The sequence below is a fragment of the Paenibacillus sp. JT22N12 genome, assembly GCF_056269365.1.
The window spans coordinates 227,525-245,354 of the sequence record NZ_JBWDNU010000008.1 but is presented as its reverse complement, the minus strand read 5'-3'; the positions used below and the strand labels follow the sequence as shown (position 1 = coordinate 245,354).

Below are 17,830 nucleotides of genomic sequence, written 5' to 3'. Positions count from 1 at the left end.
CGCAGGCTTCTTCTTATTGCATCCGATAATAATGGCTCAATTTGGGAAAATGAATGGTCACTGTTGTCGATATGCCTTCTTCCGATTGAATGGATAGATCATGTCCCAGCTTGAGAGCCATCTGCCTGGCAAGATACAGTCCCATTCCCGTCGATTTGGCATGGCTTCTTCCGTTTGCTCCCGTAAAGCCTTTCTCAAACACGCGGTGGATATCCTCCATTTTGATGCCGATTCCCGTATCCTTGATCAACAGCCGCTTCTCTTTGCCGTCCTCCTCGAAGCCGAAGACGATGCTGCCGCCCTCCGGCGTATATTTCAAGGCATTGGAGGTGATCTGGTCGATGATAAAAACAAGCCATTTGCTGTCACTTTGTACAAACTGCTGCACATCGTTCATTTGCAGGCCGATATCCTTGTTGATAAACAGCTTGGCATATTTTTTTACGCTTTCTTTAACCCTTTGACCCAGTTGAACCTCCGTGATGAAATAATCCCTGGAGAAGGAATCGATCCGGGAGTAATAAAGCGCCTGCTCCACATAATTGTCGATTTCAGCTAATTCATCCTCCAGCTTGTCAACCAGATAATCGACCGATTTGCCTGAACTGTTATCCATCAGCAGGCGGCTTGCCGCAATCGGCAGCTTGACTTCATGAATCCAGGACATAATAAAATCCTGATGATCCCGCTGCTCGTCGACCGAGCGCTGCAGCTGCCGGGAATGGGCCTCATAAAGCGTCTTCACAAGCTCAAGGTAAAGCGCCTGCTGATGATTTTGCGGTTCGGAGAGGGTTGCAATCGCCTGCTCCGAATCATTTCCGGTCAGCGCCTTCAGCTCCAGGAAGAAGGCTCTGCGGTAAAAGTAGCCGATTACGATGTACAATGCCATGAAGAAGAAGCATCCCGCATTGGCATACATGATATTATGATAGATAGGCTGGCGTTCCCCGACGCTCACGAGCATAAGGGAGCTGACAAACAGCATGATGATTACATAGAAGCCCAGAAAATATCGCTTGTCCAGCATATAGGCGAGAAAGCTCATGAGATGATATATCCCTCTCCTTTTCGGGTGGCGATGAAGGAATCCTTGCCAAGCTCCGCAAGTTTTTTGCGAACCCGGGTGATATTGACCGTAAGCGTATTATCGTCCACGAAGCTTTCATCTTCCCATAAACTGCGCATAATTTTTTTGCGGTGAACGACTGTACCTTTCTGCTGCATCAGCAGCTTCAGAATGGTAAGTTCGGTCTTGGTCAGCTCCACCCGCTGTCCCCCGGCCGCGATCGTTCCGTCGCCCAGATGCAGGACAATGCCGTCATGCTCCAGCACGTTCAGGGCATTTTCGGTATAGGAGTAGGTTCTGCGCAGCAGGGCATTGATTTTGGCGATCAGAACCTCGGTAAAGAAGGGCTTCTGGATAAAGTCGTCTCCGCCCATATTCATCGCCATTACCATATCAATTGGCGTGTTCCGCGAGGAAATAAACAGGATCGGAACCTTCGAGATTTCCCTGATTTGACTGCACCAGTAGAAGCCGTCGAACGCCGGCAGATTAATGTCCATCAGGACAAGCTGTGGATTTTCTTTGACAAACAGCTGCAGAATATGATCAAAGTCATCGGCCAGGGCAACCTCGAAGCCCCATTTGATCAGCGTCTCCGCTACCAGATCGCCAATTACGCGGTCATCCTCCACAATCATTATTTTCACGCCTGCACCTCCCTGGATAAAGCCTGCTGTATGAAGAAACATACCATTTTACCGGATTTGAAAGCAATCCATGTGACAGTTTTGTAAGGTTAAGCGGGGATGTTGTAAGTCCGCATGCGGTTTGAATCTTGTAGAATAAATCCATAAGCATGACAAATGATAGCAATGGAGGCGCCGCAGATGAGCAGAACCATCGTGGAAGCGAAGCAAATCAAAAAAAAATACGGAACCAAAGGAAATGTGTTTACGGCATTGGACGGCATTGATCTTACAGTACAGGAAGGGGAATTCGTCGGGATTATGGGTCCGTCGGGCTCGGGGAAATCGACGCTGCTCAACATGCTGGCCACCATCGATCAGCCGACTTCAGGGGACATTGTCATTGACGGAACCAGCATTCTGAAGATGAACGAGGAGCAGCTGTCGGTTTTTCGAAGGGATAAGCTGGGCTTTATCTTCCAGGACTTTAATTTGCTCGATACGCTGACGGTCAAAGAAAATATTCTGCTGCCGCTCGCGCTGGCCAAAATGAATGTAAAGGAATTGGAGCGGAGAGTGGACGAGATCGCCGATAAGTTCGGCATCAGGCAGCTCCTGGACAAATACCCTTATCATATATCCGGCGGTCAGAAGCAGCGCACGGCGGCATCGCGCGCGATCGTGGCAAGTCCGAGCCTGGTTCTGGCGGATGAGCCGACAGGCTCGCTCGATTCCAAATCGGCCACCGATTTGCTGGAGAGTCTCAGAGATTTGAATGAGCAGGCGAAGTCGACCATTCTGATGGTCACGCATGACGCTTTTGCCGCAAGCTACTGCAAGCGGGTGCTGTTCATCAAGGACGGCCGTATGTTCACGGAGCTGGTGAAGGGGCAGGCCGCCACCCGCAAGGAATTTTTCAATAAAGTGCTCGATGTGCTGTCCGTGCTCGGGGGTGGCGTAAGTGACGTTATTTGATATCGCGAAGAAAAATGTCACCGGGAACTTTAAAAGCTATTTGCTCTATTTTGTTTCCATGATCTTCAGCGTTGTGATTTATTACACCTTCGTTTCCCTGCAATATTCCGAAGAAATCCAGGCAACGATGCAGTCGTCGCAGGTCATGAGCTCGGTATTTATGGGGGCATCCATTGTATTGATTCTGTTCGTAGCTGTATTTATCTGGTATTCGAACTCCTTCTTCACGAGGAAGAGGAAAAAGGAGGTAGGGCTGTATTCGCTTCTTGGCATGAGAAAACGGACAATCGGCAAAATGCTTTTTTATGAGAACCTCATCATGGGAGCAGTCGGTGTGGCGATTGGCGTCGTGTTCGGGACATTATTGTCCAAATTGTTTACGATGATTTTCCTGAAGCTGCTGGATTCAGCCGTCAATGTAAGCTTCAGTATCTCCCTGCTGGCGATTCTGAATACGGTCATCGTATTTGCGGTACTGATTCTGTTCACATCGGTTCAGGCTTATCGCCTAATTTACCGCTTCAAGCTGATTGAATTATTTCAGGCCGAAAAAGAAGGCGATCAAGCGCCTAAAGCCTCGGTTATAGTGGCGTCTCTTGCCGTTCTGCTGCTCGCCTTCAGCTACTGGCTTGTGTTCCAGCCGATGACGACCAATGAACAAATGGGAAGAAATATGTTGTTGTTCATTGTGGCGCTCATTGCCGGAACCTATTTCCTGTTCCACTCGGCCATCGTCTGGCTGCTGCGCGCATCGCAAAGCAACAAGTCGCGTTACTATCGCGGGATGAACGTTATCGCCACCTCCCAGCTGCTGTTCCGCATCAAGGGAAATACGCGTACGCTGACTATGATCGCCCTGCTCAGCGCGATCACCTTGAGCGCGGTTGGCGTGGGCTACAGCATGTACTACAGCAATGAGAACAATGCGGATGACGCCGCTCCCTTCAGCTACAGCTATATCTCGGATGGGGGCGCGTTGGATAAGCAGGTAGAGCAAATTCTGGCGGCGGATACGGAGCATCCGGTCAGGAAGAATTTTGCCATTCCGGTTATAAGGCTAAAGGCGAATACAGCAGCGCTGGCATATAATCCATCGAATTTCCCGCCTGATGACACGCCTTTGAAATTGATTGCGGCAAGCAAATACAATGAGGTTTCCGAGGCAATCGGCCGGAAGGGACGGGCTCAGCTGACAGATAATCAGGCAGCCGCTATCCGTCCAAGGTATGCGACTGATTTGACTTCTTCCGATTATGCTGGCCGGTCCGTCACGATTAAAGCTCCTCAGGGGGATAAGGATGTCTCCTTTGTTCAATTCCTTGAAAGCAATGTGCTGCGCTGGACTTTCCCGGATGTGACCATTGTCGTCAGCGACCGATTGTTTGAAGAAATTGCCGGGCAAGTGCCTCCGGATATCTATAACGTGTATCAGGTTGAGGATCAACAGACAGCGAAAGCTTCTTCGGAACAATTAACCGGGCTTGCGACGGAAGAGAATCAGATGTCCTCCTATTATGCGGTATACCGGGATGGACTCGAAGATGCCGCCTTGAATATATTTGTCCTTGGGTTTTTGGGCCTGGTGTTTCTGGCGGCAACCGGCAGCATCATTTATTTCAAGCAGCTGACCGAAGCCCGTTCGGATCAGGGGCGTTATGATATTTTGCGGAAAATCGGCGTCAGCCGGAAAGACATCCGGATTTCTGTCGCGAAGCAGACCTTTTTCGTATTCGCGCTTCCGCTTGCCATAGGCATTCTGCACAGCTCCATGATTCTGAAAGCCTTGTCCAGCATTAATCTCATCAACGGCAGCCTGACCACGCCCATTATGACTTCCATGGCTGTTTATGTTGTTATTTATCTGATCTATTATGTGCTGACCGTGCAGTCCTTTAATAAAATCGTGAACAAGTAAGAAAGAAGAATCACGCCGGGATATAAAAAGAACGCCCGCGACCCCCTTCACGATGAAGGGCGGCTGCGGGCGTTTCTTCTTGCTGAAGGTTTAATCCGCCGCAGATCCATTCGCCGGGGATTTCCTCCGGTTGGCCAGAACAAGGACAAGCGGGAGCAGGATTGCGGTGAGTCCAGCCAGCAAGTAAAGACATAACAGATAGGCGTCGGCATACGATTGTGCGAATATCTGCGGGCTGACGTTAGCAGCCGGGCTGCCCAGCGCGTTCAACCACACGATGCCGATCAGGCCGATGCCGATTGCGAAGGCGACCTGCATGCCAGTCGTCAGAATCCCGGAGGCGGAGCCAATATCGCCAGGACGTATTTTGGAGAGCACGATATTCGTAATCGGAGCAGCGACGAACCCCTGTCCGATACCAAGCACGGCTAGCGCGGGTATCCACTCATAGCCGTTGAAGCCAATTCCGGTTGCATGGACGGACAATGCAAGGGTCAGGAAGCCGAGAACTGTCAAAGCAGAGCCGATGGTCAGCACATGAGGGCCGATTCTGGCGGAAATTCTGGAAGACATAAGGGATGCGGCAAAATACCCGAGTCCCATCGGCAGAATAACGGATCCCGCTTTCAATGCGCTGAAACCGAGTCCTACCTGCAGGAGATAAGCGGTGACCAGGAAAAATGCAGCCTGCGAGCACAGCAGAATAAAGACAATCAGCATGCCGACCGTAAACATTTTATGACGGAACAGCTGTACATTCATGAAAGGCACCCGTCCGCGTTTCAACATCCTTTTCTCGAACCAGGCGAATACGGCAAGCACGGGTACAGACATAATAAGGCTGATGATCAGCAGGGCCGGCCAGCCTTCTTTTTGTCCTTGAACGAGAGGGTAAACGAGCATCAGCAAGCCGGCTGCGACAAGCACGGCACCGGAGAGATCAAGCCTGGTCTTGACCGGCTCCTTCGATTCCTGAATGAAGGGAATCATGGACAGGATGATCAGACCAAGCGGAACGCTGAAGAAGAATACCATACGCCAGTCCAGGTCCCACGGGTTCCAGTACAGCAGAAGTCCGCCGACTAATTGACCGCTTGATGCCGCTATTCCCTGCGAGGCGCCGTACAGCCCGAAGACGGAGGCGCGTTTCTCGGCCGGATAATTGACCTGGATCAGAGACAACACCTGCGGCGAAATCAATGCGGCGCTCAGACCCTGAATGATACGGGCCAGTATAAGCATGTTGACACCGGAAGCGGCACCGCACAGCAGCGATGCGAGCGTAAACCCCGCAACTCCAATCATTAGCATCCGTTTCCGTCCGTAGCGGTCACCAAGTCTTCCGCCAATTATCAGGGCGATAGCATAAGCCAGCGTATAGCCGGTTATGACGAACTGCACGCCGGAAAAGCTGGAATGAAGTCCGCTTTGAATGGCAGGCGTAGCCACATTGACAACAAAAATATTGGCGACAGCCATAAAGACGGACAACAGCATCACGCTCAGCATAATACGGGGCCGCGGACGCATTTCTTTCGCCGGGGCAGGGTGAGTTTGTGCGGCTGTTTTTACTAACGTTGACATGGGATCTGCTCCTTTATATCCGTATCCTTGCTTGACGAGGGCCGAAATCATGACCCAGGTTGACAGCAGACGGGTTTATTCATAATATGAAAGAGACAGTTCCGTCTCATTCCGTAAATTGAATAATACAGACAGATCTGTACCATGTCAATATTTAAATTTGCCGCGGACGTCTCTGGGGCACGGGGAATGGAGATGTAAATGCATGGAAAAAAAAGAATCAGCCAAGGAGCGCATCCTGCGGACGGCTTCCGCCTTATTTTACAGCGAGGGTGTGCGTGCGGTAGGGATTGATCGTATTATAGAGGAATCCGGCGTGGCCAAAGCCAGCTTCTACCGCAATTTTGCGTCGAAGGACGATCTTGTCGTCGCTTATCTGGAATATCGCCACGGGATCAATATGGACAATATGGACAAGGCGAAGCGCCATTACCCGGATAATCCGGTCAAACAGCTGTATGAACTGCTCCATGGTCTGGTCGTACGGGCGGAGAATATAGTTTACCGGGGATGTTCGCTCATGAACACCTCTGTGGAGTTTCCGGACAAGGAACATCCCGGCAACAGGAAGGCTGCCGCTTTCCGGCAGGAGCTGTGGGATGGAATTGAGGCGATCGCCCGTGAAGCCGGCGCGAAGGATGCCAAAGCGCTGTCTGCGCAGCTTCGTATGCTAATCAGCGGAGCGATAATGGTATCGTCGATGGACAGATCGGTCTTTAATGCGGAGGAATTCTCAAATACACTGCGTTTGTTGATCAATCAACAAATAGACGGAGCAGATACCGCCATGCGGAAGCTGAGCGTTTAATCTTTCCGGTCAACAAGTTGAACCCGGTCCTCAGGGAAATCCCTGGCGGCCGGGTTTATTTTTTGCTCTTATAGAATTATTAGGCTTGAGGGAAAAAGCTAACTCTGCCGCGAAAGGACGACGAAGCGGTTTCTTCTTGTTCATTATTAACGCCGCGCCGCACGCAGCCTGGGAAGAAGTGGCCGCAGGACCGGAATCAGGATAACCGCGATGACAGTTTTGATCGTATCGCCTGTCAGGAACGGGTAACAGCATGCCGCCAAGGCTTTGGCGAGGGAGACATGGGCAAAATGCGCATACCATAAAACACCCGACGCATAGACAAACAGAACGCCAAAGACGATAATGCTGATTATAAGAGCGATCCATTTTACGGTGGTTAACTTATTGCCGCTGCGGAACACAAGATCGCTGACCCAGCCGATCAGAAGAGCGGCGAATGGAAACATCCAGATAAAACCGCCAGTGGCTCCCAGAAGCACGGACATGCCTCCGCTGCCATGAAGCAGCGGCAGTCCGGTGGCAGTCAGGAGCACGACAAGAGCGATACTCCAGAATCCGTACACGGCTCCGAGCAGTCCGCCAGCCAGCATAACGGCAAGTGTCTGAAGCGTGATAGGGACCGCCGTGTACCAGAGTGGAATTTGAATAAAGCTGAAGGCAATGAATAACGCGGCGAACAGCGCGGTGAATACGATCCCGCGTATCCGGTAGATTGTCCCGGGTTGGGATGCTGAAGCAGGTGAGATTGGATTCGATGTGGACATTGTTTAATCCCCTTTCATATGTTAACTTATTATTTGTTCGAGGTTAACAATTCGCATTTTATCATGGGATCATCAACTTGGGAAGAGTGAATTTTGTGAATGAGCAATTAAAGAATGGATATTTTAAGCTTTCAGGCATTAAGGTCTCAGGGGATCCGGAGGCTGAGGGAAGCACGGCAAGACTGGAACAAATCGACCTGCTCCTGGCGCCCGGCGAGTGGTTGAATCTGGTCGGCGTGAACGGGAGCGGCAAGACGACACTTGCCCGTCTACTGGCAGGACTCACGATGGAAGGCGTCTATGGAGAGATGGACCGCGGATTCGCCGGCTTCGGACCATCGCCTTATGTGATGCAGCATCCCGATGCGCAGCTGTTCGGCGAGAATCCGAGGGAGGAGGTCAGTTTCGCTCTGGAGTGGCGGGGCGTACCGGCTGATGAAATTCCGGGCAGGTCTGAACATATTCTATCCTGGACGGGACTGCTGCCAATTGCGGACTGGCCATGGGATCAGTTGTCGGGTGGACAGCGCCAGCTCGCGGCGGTCGCGGCTTCGGGCGCGGCGGAAACGCCGCTGCTGGTGTTCGATGAAGCGACTTCGATGCTGGACGATGCCTCCCGTGGACGCGTGCATCAGGTTGCTGACCGTCTATGCCGCAGCGGAACGGCGGTTGTCTGGGTTACTCAACGGCTGAATGAACTGGATCCTTACTCGCGCGTGATGGCCTTGGCCGGAGGCAAAATCGTCTATGACGGAGCAGGTCGTCAGTTCCTGCTTGGCGACGGACTTGGCGGCAAGGGTCAAACACCCTGCGAGCAGTGCGGGCTGCGCTTGCCGTACCTGGCTTCGCTGGCCATTGAGATGAACCGGCTCGGCAAGCTGGATCCCCATTCACCTCTTCCGGTTACAGCGGAAGAATGGCGGGAGGTATTGAAGCGTCCATGAGCGAACAGCTGCTGCCTTTAACGATAGACGGGATTAGAGTAACCGGAGATAATGACGGGTTGAATCCGCAGCATTCTCCGGGAACAGGGCTGAAATTAAACCAAGGAACAATTACGCTGGTAATGGGACCAAATGGCGCAGGGAAGACGAGGCTGCTGGAGATGACTGCAGGCTTGAGATTCACGGAAGAATGGATTATTTCCTATGGAGACGAAAAGATGTGGCTCAGGGGCAGGAAGAGCAAAAGAAGGCGCCGGAATCCAGCCGCGCTTCTTGCATACGGATACGCATCCCAATCGCCGGAGGAGCAGTTATTTGCCCGTTCCGTCGGGAGCGAGCTGCGTTATGTACTCAAACCCTATAACCTGTCTGAGCCGGAAGAGCGCCGCCGTATAGCTGCAGCCCTGCACGCGGTCGGCTGGGATCATACATGGCTGGAGAAGGACCCGTATGCCATGAGCGGCGGGGAGCGCAGGCGGACGGCTCTCGCTTGCCTGTTCGCCGTTCCCGCCCGATGGCTGCTGCTGGATGAACCGACAGCCGGTCTGGATGCCGCCGGGCATGAGCTGCTGGCAGAGCAGCTGAAGCAGCGGGCTGCCGCAGGCCAGGGAATTCTGCTGATTTCTCATGAAAGCGATTGGGCGGCGGCACTAGCGGACAATATTCTGATCATGAGCAGCAGCGGTACACCCAGGTTATGCGGCAGGAATGATATAATCGCTCATCCGGAGTGGCTGTTTCAAGCCGGGATACCAATCCCTGCTTGGCTTGAAATCGCACATGAATGGTGGAAAAGAGGCGTGCCGGCTGACAAGCTTTGGTCTCCGGCCGATCTGGCGGACGTACTTCCGGCTCTCGGCCGGAAGATGCAGGGTAGCGTTGAAAGCGAAGAGCTGCCGCAAATAAATCTGCCGCTGCAAGCAGATGAAGCAGATCAAGCAGATCAAGCAGATCTGCCGCTTGCATTTGCTGAGAGAGCAGGGGCAGCTGCCAGATCAAAATCGCGGCTCTCTTTATTCGATCCCCGATCAGTGTGGCTGTCCTATATACTCGTTTCCAGCGGCATATTTATGCAGAAATCCTGGTCCGGAACCGGATGGTCATTGATCTTGGTGTTAGCAGCAATTATCTTATTTCGTATTCCGCTGGCCCGCTGGCGCATTCCGATTATAAGCTTCGGATTCTTTATGATCATGATCTCGATATTGTCGGGTGCGGGGAACACGGCTGGCGGCGGCTGGTGGAACACGGATGCCTTCCTGGTATCGCTCCAATCGCTGGCGCGTCCGTGGCTTGTCATGCTGCTTGGCCTTGGCCTGCCGCTTGCCATAACGCCGCTGCGCCTTCGCCGCTCGCTGGAACAATTATTTGCCTGGGCGGGACGTGTTCCGCCCTGGGCGCAGCGCCTGATTCTGACGATAACGCTGCTGCTCCGTTTCGTGCCGATTCTGCTGGAGGAATGGGAGAGATTCTCCCGTATCGCCGTTGCCCGGGGCAAAGCCCCGCGGGTAACAATCCTTGGAGCTGTCAGCCAGTTAAGAGACACTGCTATTCCTTTCATGCTTGCCCTGTTCCGTCTGGGCGAGCATGCGGCGGATGCGCTGGAGAGCCGGGGAATCGGCATACGCCAGCCGACCTTTATCCGCAGCCAGTTCTGGAAGCGGAGGGATACGTATCTACTTATCGGATGTTTATTGATTTTCGGATTTTTATGGCTTTGGGCCAAAGGTCTTTTTAACATTATGTAATAAAACCTTACATGAACATTGACACGCCGATTTTCTCCTCCTATAATACGGATATCAACACTCAACAATTGCATATCGGTTCTCATCCATATGAGGAATGGAGAACGATAAACTGTCTAGGGTTCCGTTGATTAGGGGTTTCACCGATTTATCGGCCGCTGCCTGCTAGTCAAGTCTGGTCCAAGAGATAGTGTACAGAGGATGTCAGCGCAGCTGCCTCTTTTGTATAACACGGAAGGATAAAAGCCTGGGAGATTGATCTCCCAGGCTTTTTTGTTGTAAATCCGGGGCTTTCAACCGGATAACAGGATGAATATGGGAGGAAATCACACATGGACAAACAATGGAGCAAGACCCTGCCTGCCGGGGGGAAGTGGTCGGCCGTGATAGGCAAGGGCAAGCTGATCCAGCTGACTGCCTTGGGCGAAGGCGCTAATCTATCCATGCTGCTGTACAACGCCAGAGACCTGACCGAGCGCTACAATATGTCCGATACCCTCAAGGCGCAGCATACCTCGCATTTAAGCAAAGGACATGTGCTGATGAGCGACAATGGACTCGCCATGGCAAGTCTGGTCGAGGACGAACTGGGATGGCATGATCCCATCAGCGGTTACACCACACGCCAGCAGACGGATATGAAATATGGAGTCACCACCTATCAGGAGCTGCGCAACGACTGGCTGCGCAGCGGGCAGGAGAACTTTGCAGTCGAGCTGCTAAGGAACGGATTGGGCACGAGGGATCTTGTGCCTGTCGTGAATCTGTTCTCGAAGGTATCCTGCGACGCGAATGGCGATATGCGCTTCAGCTCCGGTCATTGCGCGGCGGGGGCGAGCGTCACGCTCCGCACGGAGATGGATGTCCTGCTGCTCTTGTCCAACACGCCGCATCCGCTTGATCCTGCTGCCGTCTATCCATCCGTACCGGTTGAAATTAATGTCAGAGCGGCCAGTCCGCTGGAAGCCGATGATTGCTGCCTGAATTTCCGGCCGGAGAACCGCCGCGCATTCGAGAATACCTGGGACTATTACGTTCTTTCCACATAAGCTTGAACAGGTTAAAGATCCACATTCAAGGAGGAGGAAATCTTATGACTGGTTTTAACCGCGCAGAAAGCACGCTTCTTGCTGAAGATGCCATTTATAGTCAAATTATACCCGCAGGTGAGGGCTGGATGCATGAGCTGCTCCCTGGACAGGTGCTGCGGATTGTCGATCTGGAGGGCAACCAGGCTGCAGATACGCTGTTCTATGATGCAGATAACCCGGAGGACCACTACAGCGCTGTCGCTACTATAGCAGGGCAAAGCAACATCTATCTCACAACGGGATCTATCCTGCGTTCCGAGTCCGGCAAGGAGCTGCTGTCCATCGTGGCGGACACCTGCGGGCGGCACGATACGCTGGGCGGGTCCTGCTCGGCGCAGAGCAATACTGTCCGTTACGCCCACGACAAGCTTCCGATGCACAACTGCCGCGACACGTTTATGCTGCAGCTTTCCCGGCATGGGGGAGCTTCCTACTCGAAGAGGGACCTTGCCCCCAACATCAATTTCTTCATGAATGTGCCGGTGACGCCTGACGGGGGGCTGGAATTCGCCGATGGAGTCTCGGCGCCCGGTTGTTATGTGGAACTGATATCGCTGTGCCGAACAATGGCGCTCATCAGCAACTGTCCGCAGTTGAATAACCCCTGCAATGCCTATAATCCGACGCCGATTCAGCTCATGATCTGGGACAGCGGATTACAGCAAACAGAGATGACATTGAGGAGTGGACAGTATGTTCAAGAAAATATTAATCGCCAACCGGGGAGCTATCGCAGTCCGTATTGAACGAACGCTGCGCAAGATGGGAATTAGCTCCGTTGCTGTATATACGCAAGCCGATCAGGACAGCCTGCATGTCGAATTCGCGGATGAAGCGGTTTGTATTGGAAGCGGGCCAGCCAAAGAGAGCTACCTGAATGCGGAGCTTATTCTGCAAACCGCTATCGAAACCGGCGCAGAGGCGATTCATCCCGGTTACGGTTTCCTCAGTGAGAACGCTGAATTCGCCCGCGCCTGCCGCGAGCGCGGGATCGTATTTATCGGTCCTACACCCGAACAGATGGAGATGTTCGGACTGAAGCATTCCGCCCGGGAGCTGGCAGAGCGCTCCAAGGTTCCTCTGCTGCCGGGAACCCCGCTTATCCAGGAGCTTGAGGAAGCGGTCCGGGAAGCGTCCCGCATCGGGTATCCCGTTATTTTGAAAAGCACCGCGGGCGGGGGCGGCATCGGGATGCGCGTTTGTGCGGATGAGAACGCGCTGCGCTCCGCTTATGACGGTGTGCGCCATCTGGCCGAGACGAATTTCAAGAACGGCGGTATTTTTCTGGAGAAATATATAGCCCGGGCCCGTCACGTGGAGGTGCAAATCTTCGGCAACCGCTTTGGCGAGGTGGCAGCGCTTGGTGAGCGCGACTGCTCTATCCAGCGCAGAAATCAGAAGGTTATCGAGGAAAGCCCCGCACCTCATCTGCCGGAGCATGTGCGTGAAGAAATGTTCGCTTCGGCGAAGCGTCTGGCGGCCGAGACCGGATACCGCAGCGCAGGCACAGTAGAATATCTTTACGATCCGGAATCCTTTGCCTTCTATTTTTTGGAGGTGAATACCCGTCTGCAGGTCGAGCACGGCGTTACCGAGGAGGTGCTTGGCATCGATCTGGTGGAATGGATGGTCCGGGAAGCGGCGGATGAGCTGAAGGAAATCCATTTGCTGGTCCGGGGGCCGGTGGGACACAGCATTCAGGCGCGTATTTACGCCGAGGATTGCTTGCAGGGTTTTCGTCCGAGCGCCGGCAAGCTGGATAAAGCCGTGTTCACGGAGAATGCCCGCATCGAAACCTGGCTCCGGGACGGTATGACGGTTACGACCCTTTATGATCCCATGCTCGCCAAGATCATCGTTACTGGCAGAGACAGGGTGGAAGCGATCGACAACCTGATCCGTGCGCTGGATGAGACCCGGATCTACGGCATAACGACTAATTTGTTTTATGTGCAGGAGCTGCTGAAAGAAGAGGAAGTGCGGGATGGCCATGTATATACCCAACTGTTAAATGCCTTCCAGCCGTCCGAGCGCGCGGTTGAGGTTCTGGATGGCGGCATACAGACGACCGTTCAGGACTGGCCGGGCAGGGTCGGGCACTGGGATGTGGGCGTACCGCCATGCGGCCCTATGGACCCGCTGGCTTTCCGGACCGGCAACAAGCTGCTTGGCAATCCGGACGACGCATCCGGCCTTGAGCTGACGCTGCGCGGAGGATCGTACCGTTTCCGCGGCGGCATGTGGTTTTGTGTGACCGGCGCCGACATGGATGCGCATCTTGATGAAGAGTCTCTTCCTTTGTACCAACCGGTATATGCCGAGCGGGGCCAGGTGCTCAGCTTCGGAGAAGCAGCCGTTGGCATGCGCGGATACTTGCTTGTCTCAGGCGGCTTCGATATGCCCCGCATCCTTGGCAGCTCTTCCACCTTCACGCTTGGCGGTTTCGGCGGTCATGGCGGCAGGGCGCTGCGCACCGGCGATGTGCTGGCAGTCAGGCAGGCAGCGGATGCCCCTCTCAACCGGGTTGAGCTGGCAGAGAGCCACCGCCCGCAAATGACACGGGAGTGGACGATCGGGGTTATTCCCGGCCCGCATTGTACGGAGGAGTATTTGCGGCCCGATTATTTGCAGGAGCTTGCCGCTACAAGCTACGAGGTGCATTTCAACAGCTCGAGGACCGGCGTCCGTCTGAGCGGACCTGCGCCATTGTGGGCAAGGGAGGACGGCGGTGAAGCAGGGCTGCATCCATCCAATATTCATGATAATGCCTATGCTGTCGGAACTCTGGATTTAACCGGGGATATGCCGATTCTCTTGGGGCCGGACGGTCCCAGTCTTGGGGGCTTCGTCTGCCCGGTGACGACGGCCTCGGCCGAGTTCTGGAAGATTGGCCAGCTTCATCCGGGCGACCGGGTCCGATTCCGGCTGCTTACGCTGGAGCAGGCTGATGAGCTGCGGAGGCTGCAGGACCGGAATCTTGGGTTTATCGGCAGCGGCAGCCGGGAGAAGCTTGTCCCGGCAGAGCTTCCGCTCCAGGTTGAGGGGCTGTCTGCGGACTATCCACTGCTGGTGCAGGAGAAGGGGAACCGCCGCTTTCCGATCACGATCCGCTGCAGCGGCGATGAGAATGTGCTGGTGGAGTACGGCAGCATGGAGCTGGATCTGCTGCTGAGGTTTCAGGCGCATACCCTGATGCAGGCGATCCAGGAGCGGGATGATATTCCGGTGCTGGATCTGACGCCGGGCATCCGCTCTCTGCAGGTTCATATCGATTCCAAGCGGATAACGGTGCAGGAAGCCTGCCGGATCATTCTGGAGCTGGACAGTCAGCTGCCGCCGCTTGCTTCCATTCGCGTTCCTTCGCGGATCGTCAGACTACCGCTTTCCTGGGATGATCCGGCGACCCGGCTGGCCATTGAACGCTACCAGCAGAATGTCAGGCCGGACGCTCCCTGGTGTCCAAGCAACCTGGAATTTATCAGGCGTGTGAATGGTCTTGCATCCATCGATGAAGTGAAGAGAGTCGTCTTCGACGCGAACTATCTGGTGCTGGGTCTGGGTGATGTCTATCTGGGTGCGCCTGTGGCGACGCCTGTGGACCCCCGGCACCGTCTGGTTACGACCAAATATAATCCGGCCCGCACATGGACGCCGGAGAACGCTGTCGGTATCGGCGGAGCCTATATGTGCGTCTACGGCATGGAAGGGCCTGGCGGCTATCAATTCGTCGGCCGCACGATCCAGATGTGGAATTTGAACCGGCAGAACGCGAGCTTTCAGCCTGGGAAGCCCTGGCTGCTGCGATTTTTTGATCAGATCCAGTTCTATCCGGTAGAGGCGGAGGAGCTGCTTCAGCTGCGGGAGGATTTCTCCCGCGGCAGGTTCGAAGCCGATATCACAGAGACGACCTTTGATCTGAACGAATATTTGCAATTTCTGGACTCCATCAGCGAGAGCTCAGAAACCTTCCGCAAGCAGCAGCAGACGGCTTTTCATGCGGAACGGGAAAGCTGGAGAGAGCTTGGGCTCTCCGAATATATCTCGGAGCATGAGTCGTCAGCGAAGAATGCGCCGGAGGACGAACTTCCGCCGGGCACTACGGCTGTTCGCTGTTCCATGCCCGGCAGCGTGTGGAAGGTGCTTGTCACTCCCGGGCAGGCGGTACGGAAAGGCGATGTGCTGATCATCGAAGAAAGCATGAAGATGGAATTCTCCCAGCTGGCGCCATGCGACGGCATCGTCGCTGCCGTATTGGTGAAGCCGGGCGATGAAGTGTTTACAGGACAGCTGATTGTAGGGATTACCAATGAAAGCGAAAGCGTGGTGACCGCAGTATGAAACCCTTCCAGCTTCCCCGGGAGCTCACAATAAGCGGGCTGCGGCGGATGTATGCCAGCAAGGAAGCGACGCCGAGGCAGATAATCGCAGAAATTTTAAATCGTGCAGACAGGGACAAAGAAATGAATATCTGGATCACTCCTCCGGCAATTGAGCATATAGAGCCTTATCTGGCGAAATTGGATTCGCTTGATCCGGCCAGCTCGCCGCTGTGGGGCATCCCTTTTGCCATCAAGGATAATATTGACCTGGCCGGCATGCCGACTACGGCAGGCTGCGTGGAATATGCCTATACGCCGGATGACAGCGCGGCGGTCGTTGCGCGGCTCACCGCTGCGGGCGCCATTCCGCTGGGCAAAACGAATCTGGACCAGTTCGCGACGGGGCTCGTCGGAACCAGAAGCCCATACGGCGAAACCCGTAATTCCCTGCGGGAAGAGCTGATCAGCGGCGGCTCCAGCTCAGGTTCCGCCGTGGCTGTTGCCTGCGGGCAAGCGGCATTCGCCCTCGGTACCGATACCGCAGGCTCGGGGCGGGTGCCGGCAGCGCTCAACCGCCTGGTCGGCTTCAAACCGAGCCTCGGCGCCTGGCCGACCAAGGGTCTTGTACCCGCCTGCGCAAGCCTGGATTGCATCACGGTGTTCACGCATAGTCTGGCCGACGCATTATCCGTAGATTCCATTGCGCGCGGCGTGGATCTCACAGACCCGTGGTCCAGAAGCGTGCCTCATCCCAAGGCCCGCCAGCCTGCCCTTATTTACCTGCCGCGCGGGCCGCTCGAATTCTTCGGACCTTATGCGGAGGACTACAGGCAGGCCTGGGAAGCTTCCGTCAGGACATTGGAGAAGCTTAAGATTCCTGTTGAATATATAGATACGGATTTGTTCGCGGAAGCTGCCGAAATCCTGTATGGCGGTCCCTTGGTGGCGGAGCGCTGGGCAAGCCTGGGCAGTTTCGTCGAAGAATATCCGGACGCCATATTTCCGGTAACCGCTCAGGTACTGCGTACCGGAGCAGCAACCCGCTACACGGCGGCATCCGTATTCCAGGCTATGCACAAGCTGAAGCGCCTGAAGCTTGCAGCCGGCGGGCTGCTGAATGACGCCGTTCTCGTGATGCCGACATGCGGCGGAACCTGGACGCGCGATCAGGTCAGAGAAAATCCCGTCAGCACCAACAGCGATATGGGACGTTATACGAATCACTGCAATCTGCTGGATTTGTCGGCAGTGGCGGTCCCTTCAAGCGATGCGGCAGAGGATCTTCCCTTCGGCATTACGTTGTTTGGCCTCTCAGGGGAAGAGGGGATGATTTGCGAAGCTGCGAAGTATTTCGTCGAGGCGGCCGCCGGCAATGCTGCAGTTGATCATTCCGCGGCTCCGGAAGCTGCCGCTGCCATGGAGGAAGCAGCCACGCTGGTGGCGGTTTGCGGCCTGCATATGCGCGGGTTTCCGCTGGAGAAGCAGATGCGCGCATGCGGTGCACGATTCGTGCGCGAGACGGCAAGCGCAGCGAAATATAAGCTGGTCAAGCTGCCGACAGCGCCAGCCAAACCGGGCATGATCAAGGTGAATGGCGGCGGTTCCGCCGTTCTGCTGGAGGTGTGGGAGATGCCCCTTGCCGCATTCGGCTCCTTCGCGGCGTCCATTCCCGCACCCCTTGGGATCGGCAAGGTCGAGCTGGAGGACGGGACGGAGGTTCCCGGCTTTGTCTGCGAAGGGTATGCCTTGTCCGGCGCGGAAGACATCACGGCTTCCGGCGGATGGCGCAATCATATGATGAAGTAATGGCTGATCTCTTCATGAAATACAGCAAGCTGAGGCCGGTGTTCCGCTCTAAGGAGAGGAAGGCCGGCTTTTCTGCGCTTCTGCACTCCTGCTAACGATTCTCTTGCAGCTTGCTCCGGCCTCGTGAAGAACAGCTTGTCAAACGAGGATGCGCGCATTAGGATTGTTCGTAGGTTAGTCG

Annotated in this window: 13 protein-coding genes and 1 riboswitch; of the genes, 9 read left to right on the top strand and 4 right to left on the bottom strand. The window is 54.6% G+C overall.

The window, feature by feature from the left end; all coding sequences use genetic code 11:
• Positions 1–13: 13 nt before the first annotated feature.
• Both AC0YOA_RS26295 and AC0YOA_RS26290 read right to left on the bottom strand, forming a co-directional pair.
• Positions 14–1,045 carry a sensor histidine kinase gene (locus tag AC0YOA_RS26295; protein ID WP_475789144.1) on the bottom strand — a complete coding sequence of 344 codons (1,032 nt, stop codon included), beginning with the start codon at positions 1,043–1,045 and terminating at the stop codon, positions 14–16.
• Positions 1,042–1,713 (bottom strand): response regulator, encoded by a 672-nt coding sequence (locus tag AC0YOA_RS26290; RefSeq protein ID WP_475789143.1) that lies wholly within the window; start codon positions 1,711–1,713, stop codon positions 1,042–1,044. Before AC0YOA_RS26290 ends, AC0YOA_RS26295 begins: the two co-directional genes overlap by 4 nt.
• Before the next feature lie 180 nt (positions 1,714–1,893).
• On the opposite strand from AC0YOA_RS26290, the gene AC0YOA_RS26285 reads away from it, so the two are divergent.
• Both AC0YOA_RS26285 and AC0YOA_RS26280 read left to right on the top strand, forming a co-directional pair.
• Positions 1,894–2,667: an ABC transporter ATP-binding protein gene (locus AC0YOA_RS26285; RefSeq protein WP_475789142.1), complete on the top strand. Its 774-nt coding sequence runs from the start codon at positions 1,894–1,896 to the stop codon at positions 2,665–2,667.
• The gene (locus tag AC0YOA_RS26280) at positions 2,654–4,582 is read left to right on the top strand and encodes an ABC transporter permease (RefSeq protein ID WP_475789141.1); all 1,929 of its coding nucleotides are present in this window, start codon (positions 2,654–2,656) and stop codon (positions 4,580–4,582) included. Before AC0YOA_RS26285 ends, AC0YOA_RS26280 begins: the two co-directional genes overlap by 14 nt.
• Before the next feature lie 90 nt (positions 4,583–4,672).
• On the opposite strand, the gene AC0YOA_RS26275 is transcribed toward AC0YOA_RS26280, so the two are convergent.
• Positions 4,673–6,166, bottom strand: coding sequence for an MFS transporter (locus AC0YOA_RS26275; protein ID WP_475789140.1), 1,494 nt, complete (start codon positions 6,164–6,166; stop codon positions 4,673–4,675).
• A 205-nt stretch (positions 6,167–6,371) separates the two neighbouring features.
• On the opposite strand from AC0YOA_RS26275, the gene AC0YOA_RS26270 reads away from it, so the two are divergent.
• A complete protein-coding gene (locus tag AC0YOA_RS26270; protein ID WP_475789139.1) occupies positions 6,372–6,974 on the top strand; it encodes a TetR/AcrR family transcriptional regulator in 603 nt (200 codons plus the stop codon).
• A 146-nt stretch (positions 6,975–7,120) separates the two neighbouring features.
• Here the strand turns inward: AC0YOA_RS26270 and AC0YOA_RS26265 are convergent, their stop codons facing one another.
• On the bottom strand, positions 7,121–7,741 hold the full coding sequence (locus AC0YOA_RS26265; RefSeq protein WP_475767392.1) for a biotin transporter BioY: 621 nt from the start codon (positions 7,739–7,741) through the stop codon (positions 7,121–7,123).
• A 95-nt stretch (positions 7,742–7,836) separates the two neighbouring features.
• Between AC0YOA_RS26265 and AC0YOA_RS26260 the strand changes: the two genes are divergently transcribed.
• From AC0YOA_RS26260 to atzF, 6 genes are all read left to right on the top strand, one after another.
• Positions 7,837–8,685 carry an ATP-binding cassette domain-containing protein gene (locus AC0YOA_RS26260; protein ID WP_475789138.1) on the top strand — a complete coding sequence of 283 codons (849 nt, stop codon included), beginning with the start codon at positions 7,837–7,839 and terminating at the stop codon, positions 8,683–8,685.
• Entirely contained in the window at positions 8,682–10,433 is a 1,752-nt protein-coding gene (locus AC0YOA_RS26255; protein WP_475789137.1) for an ATP-binding cassette domain-containing protein, read from the top strand. Before AC0YOA_RS26260 ends, AC0YOA_RS26255 begins: the two co-directional genes overlap by 4 nt.
• Before the next feature lie 105 nt (positions 10,434–10,538).
• Positions 10,539–10,689, top strand: a riboswitch (guanidine-I (ykkC/yxkD leader).
• 76 nt (positions 10,690–10,765) lie between these two features.
• Positions 10,766–11,482, top strand: a complete 717-nt coding sequence (locus tag AC0YOA_RS26250; RefSeq protein ID WP_475789136.1) for an urea amidolyase associated protein UAAP1 — start codon at positions 10,766–10,768, stop codon at positions 11,480–11,482.
• Positions 11,483–11,526: 44 nt separating this feature from the next.
• Positions 11,527–12,270 carry an urea amidolyase associated protein UAAP2 gene (locus AC0YOA_RS26245; RefSeq protein WP_475789135.1) on the top strand — a complete coding sequence of 248 codons (744 nt, stop codon included), beginning with the start codon at positions 11,527–11,529 and terminating at the stop codon, positions 12,268–12,270.
• Positions 12,218–15,862: an urea carboxylase gene (gene uca / locus AC0YOA_RS26240; RefSeq protein ID WP_475789134.1), complete on the top strand. Its 3,645-nt coding sequence runs from the start codon at positions 12,218–12,220 to the stop codon at positions 15,860–15,862. The genes AC0YOA_RS26245 and uca overlap by 53 nt, the downstream gene beginning before the upstream one ends.
• Positions 15,859–17,649, top strand: a complete 1,791-nt coding sequence (gene atzF / locus AC0YOA_RS26235; protein WP_475789133.1) for an allophanate hydrolase — start codon at positions 15,859–15,861, stop codon at positions 17,647–17,649. The genes uca and atzF overlap by 4 nt, the downstream gene beginning before the upstream one ends.
• The last annotated feature ends 181 nt before the right edge of the window (positions 17,650–17,830 follow it).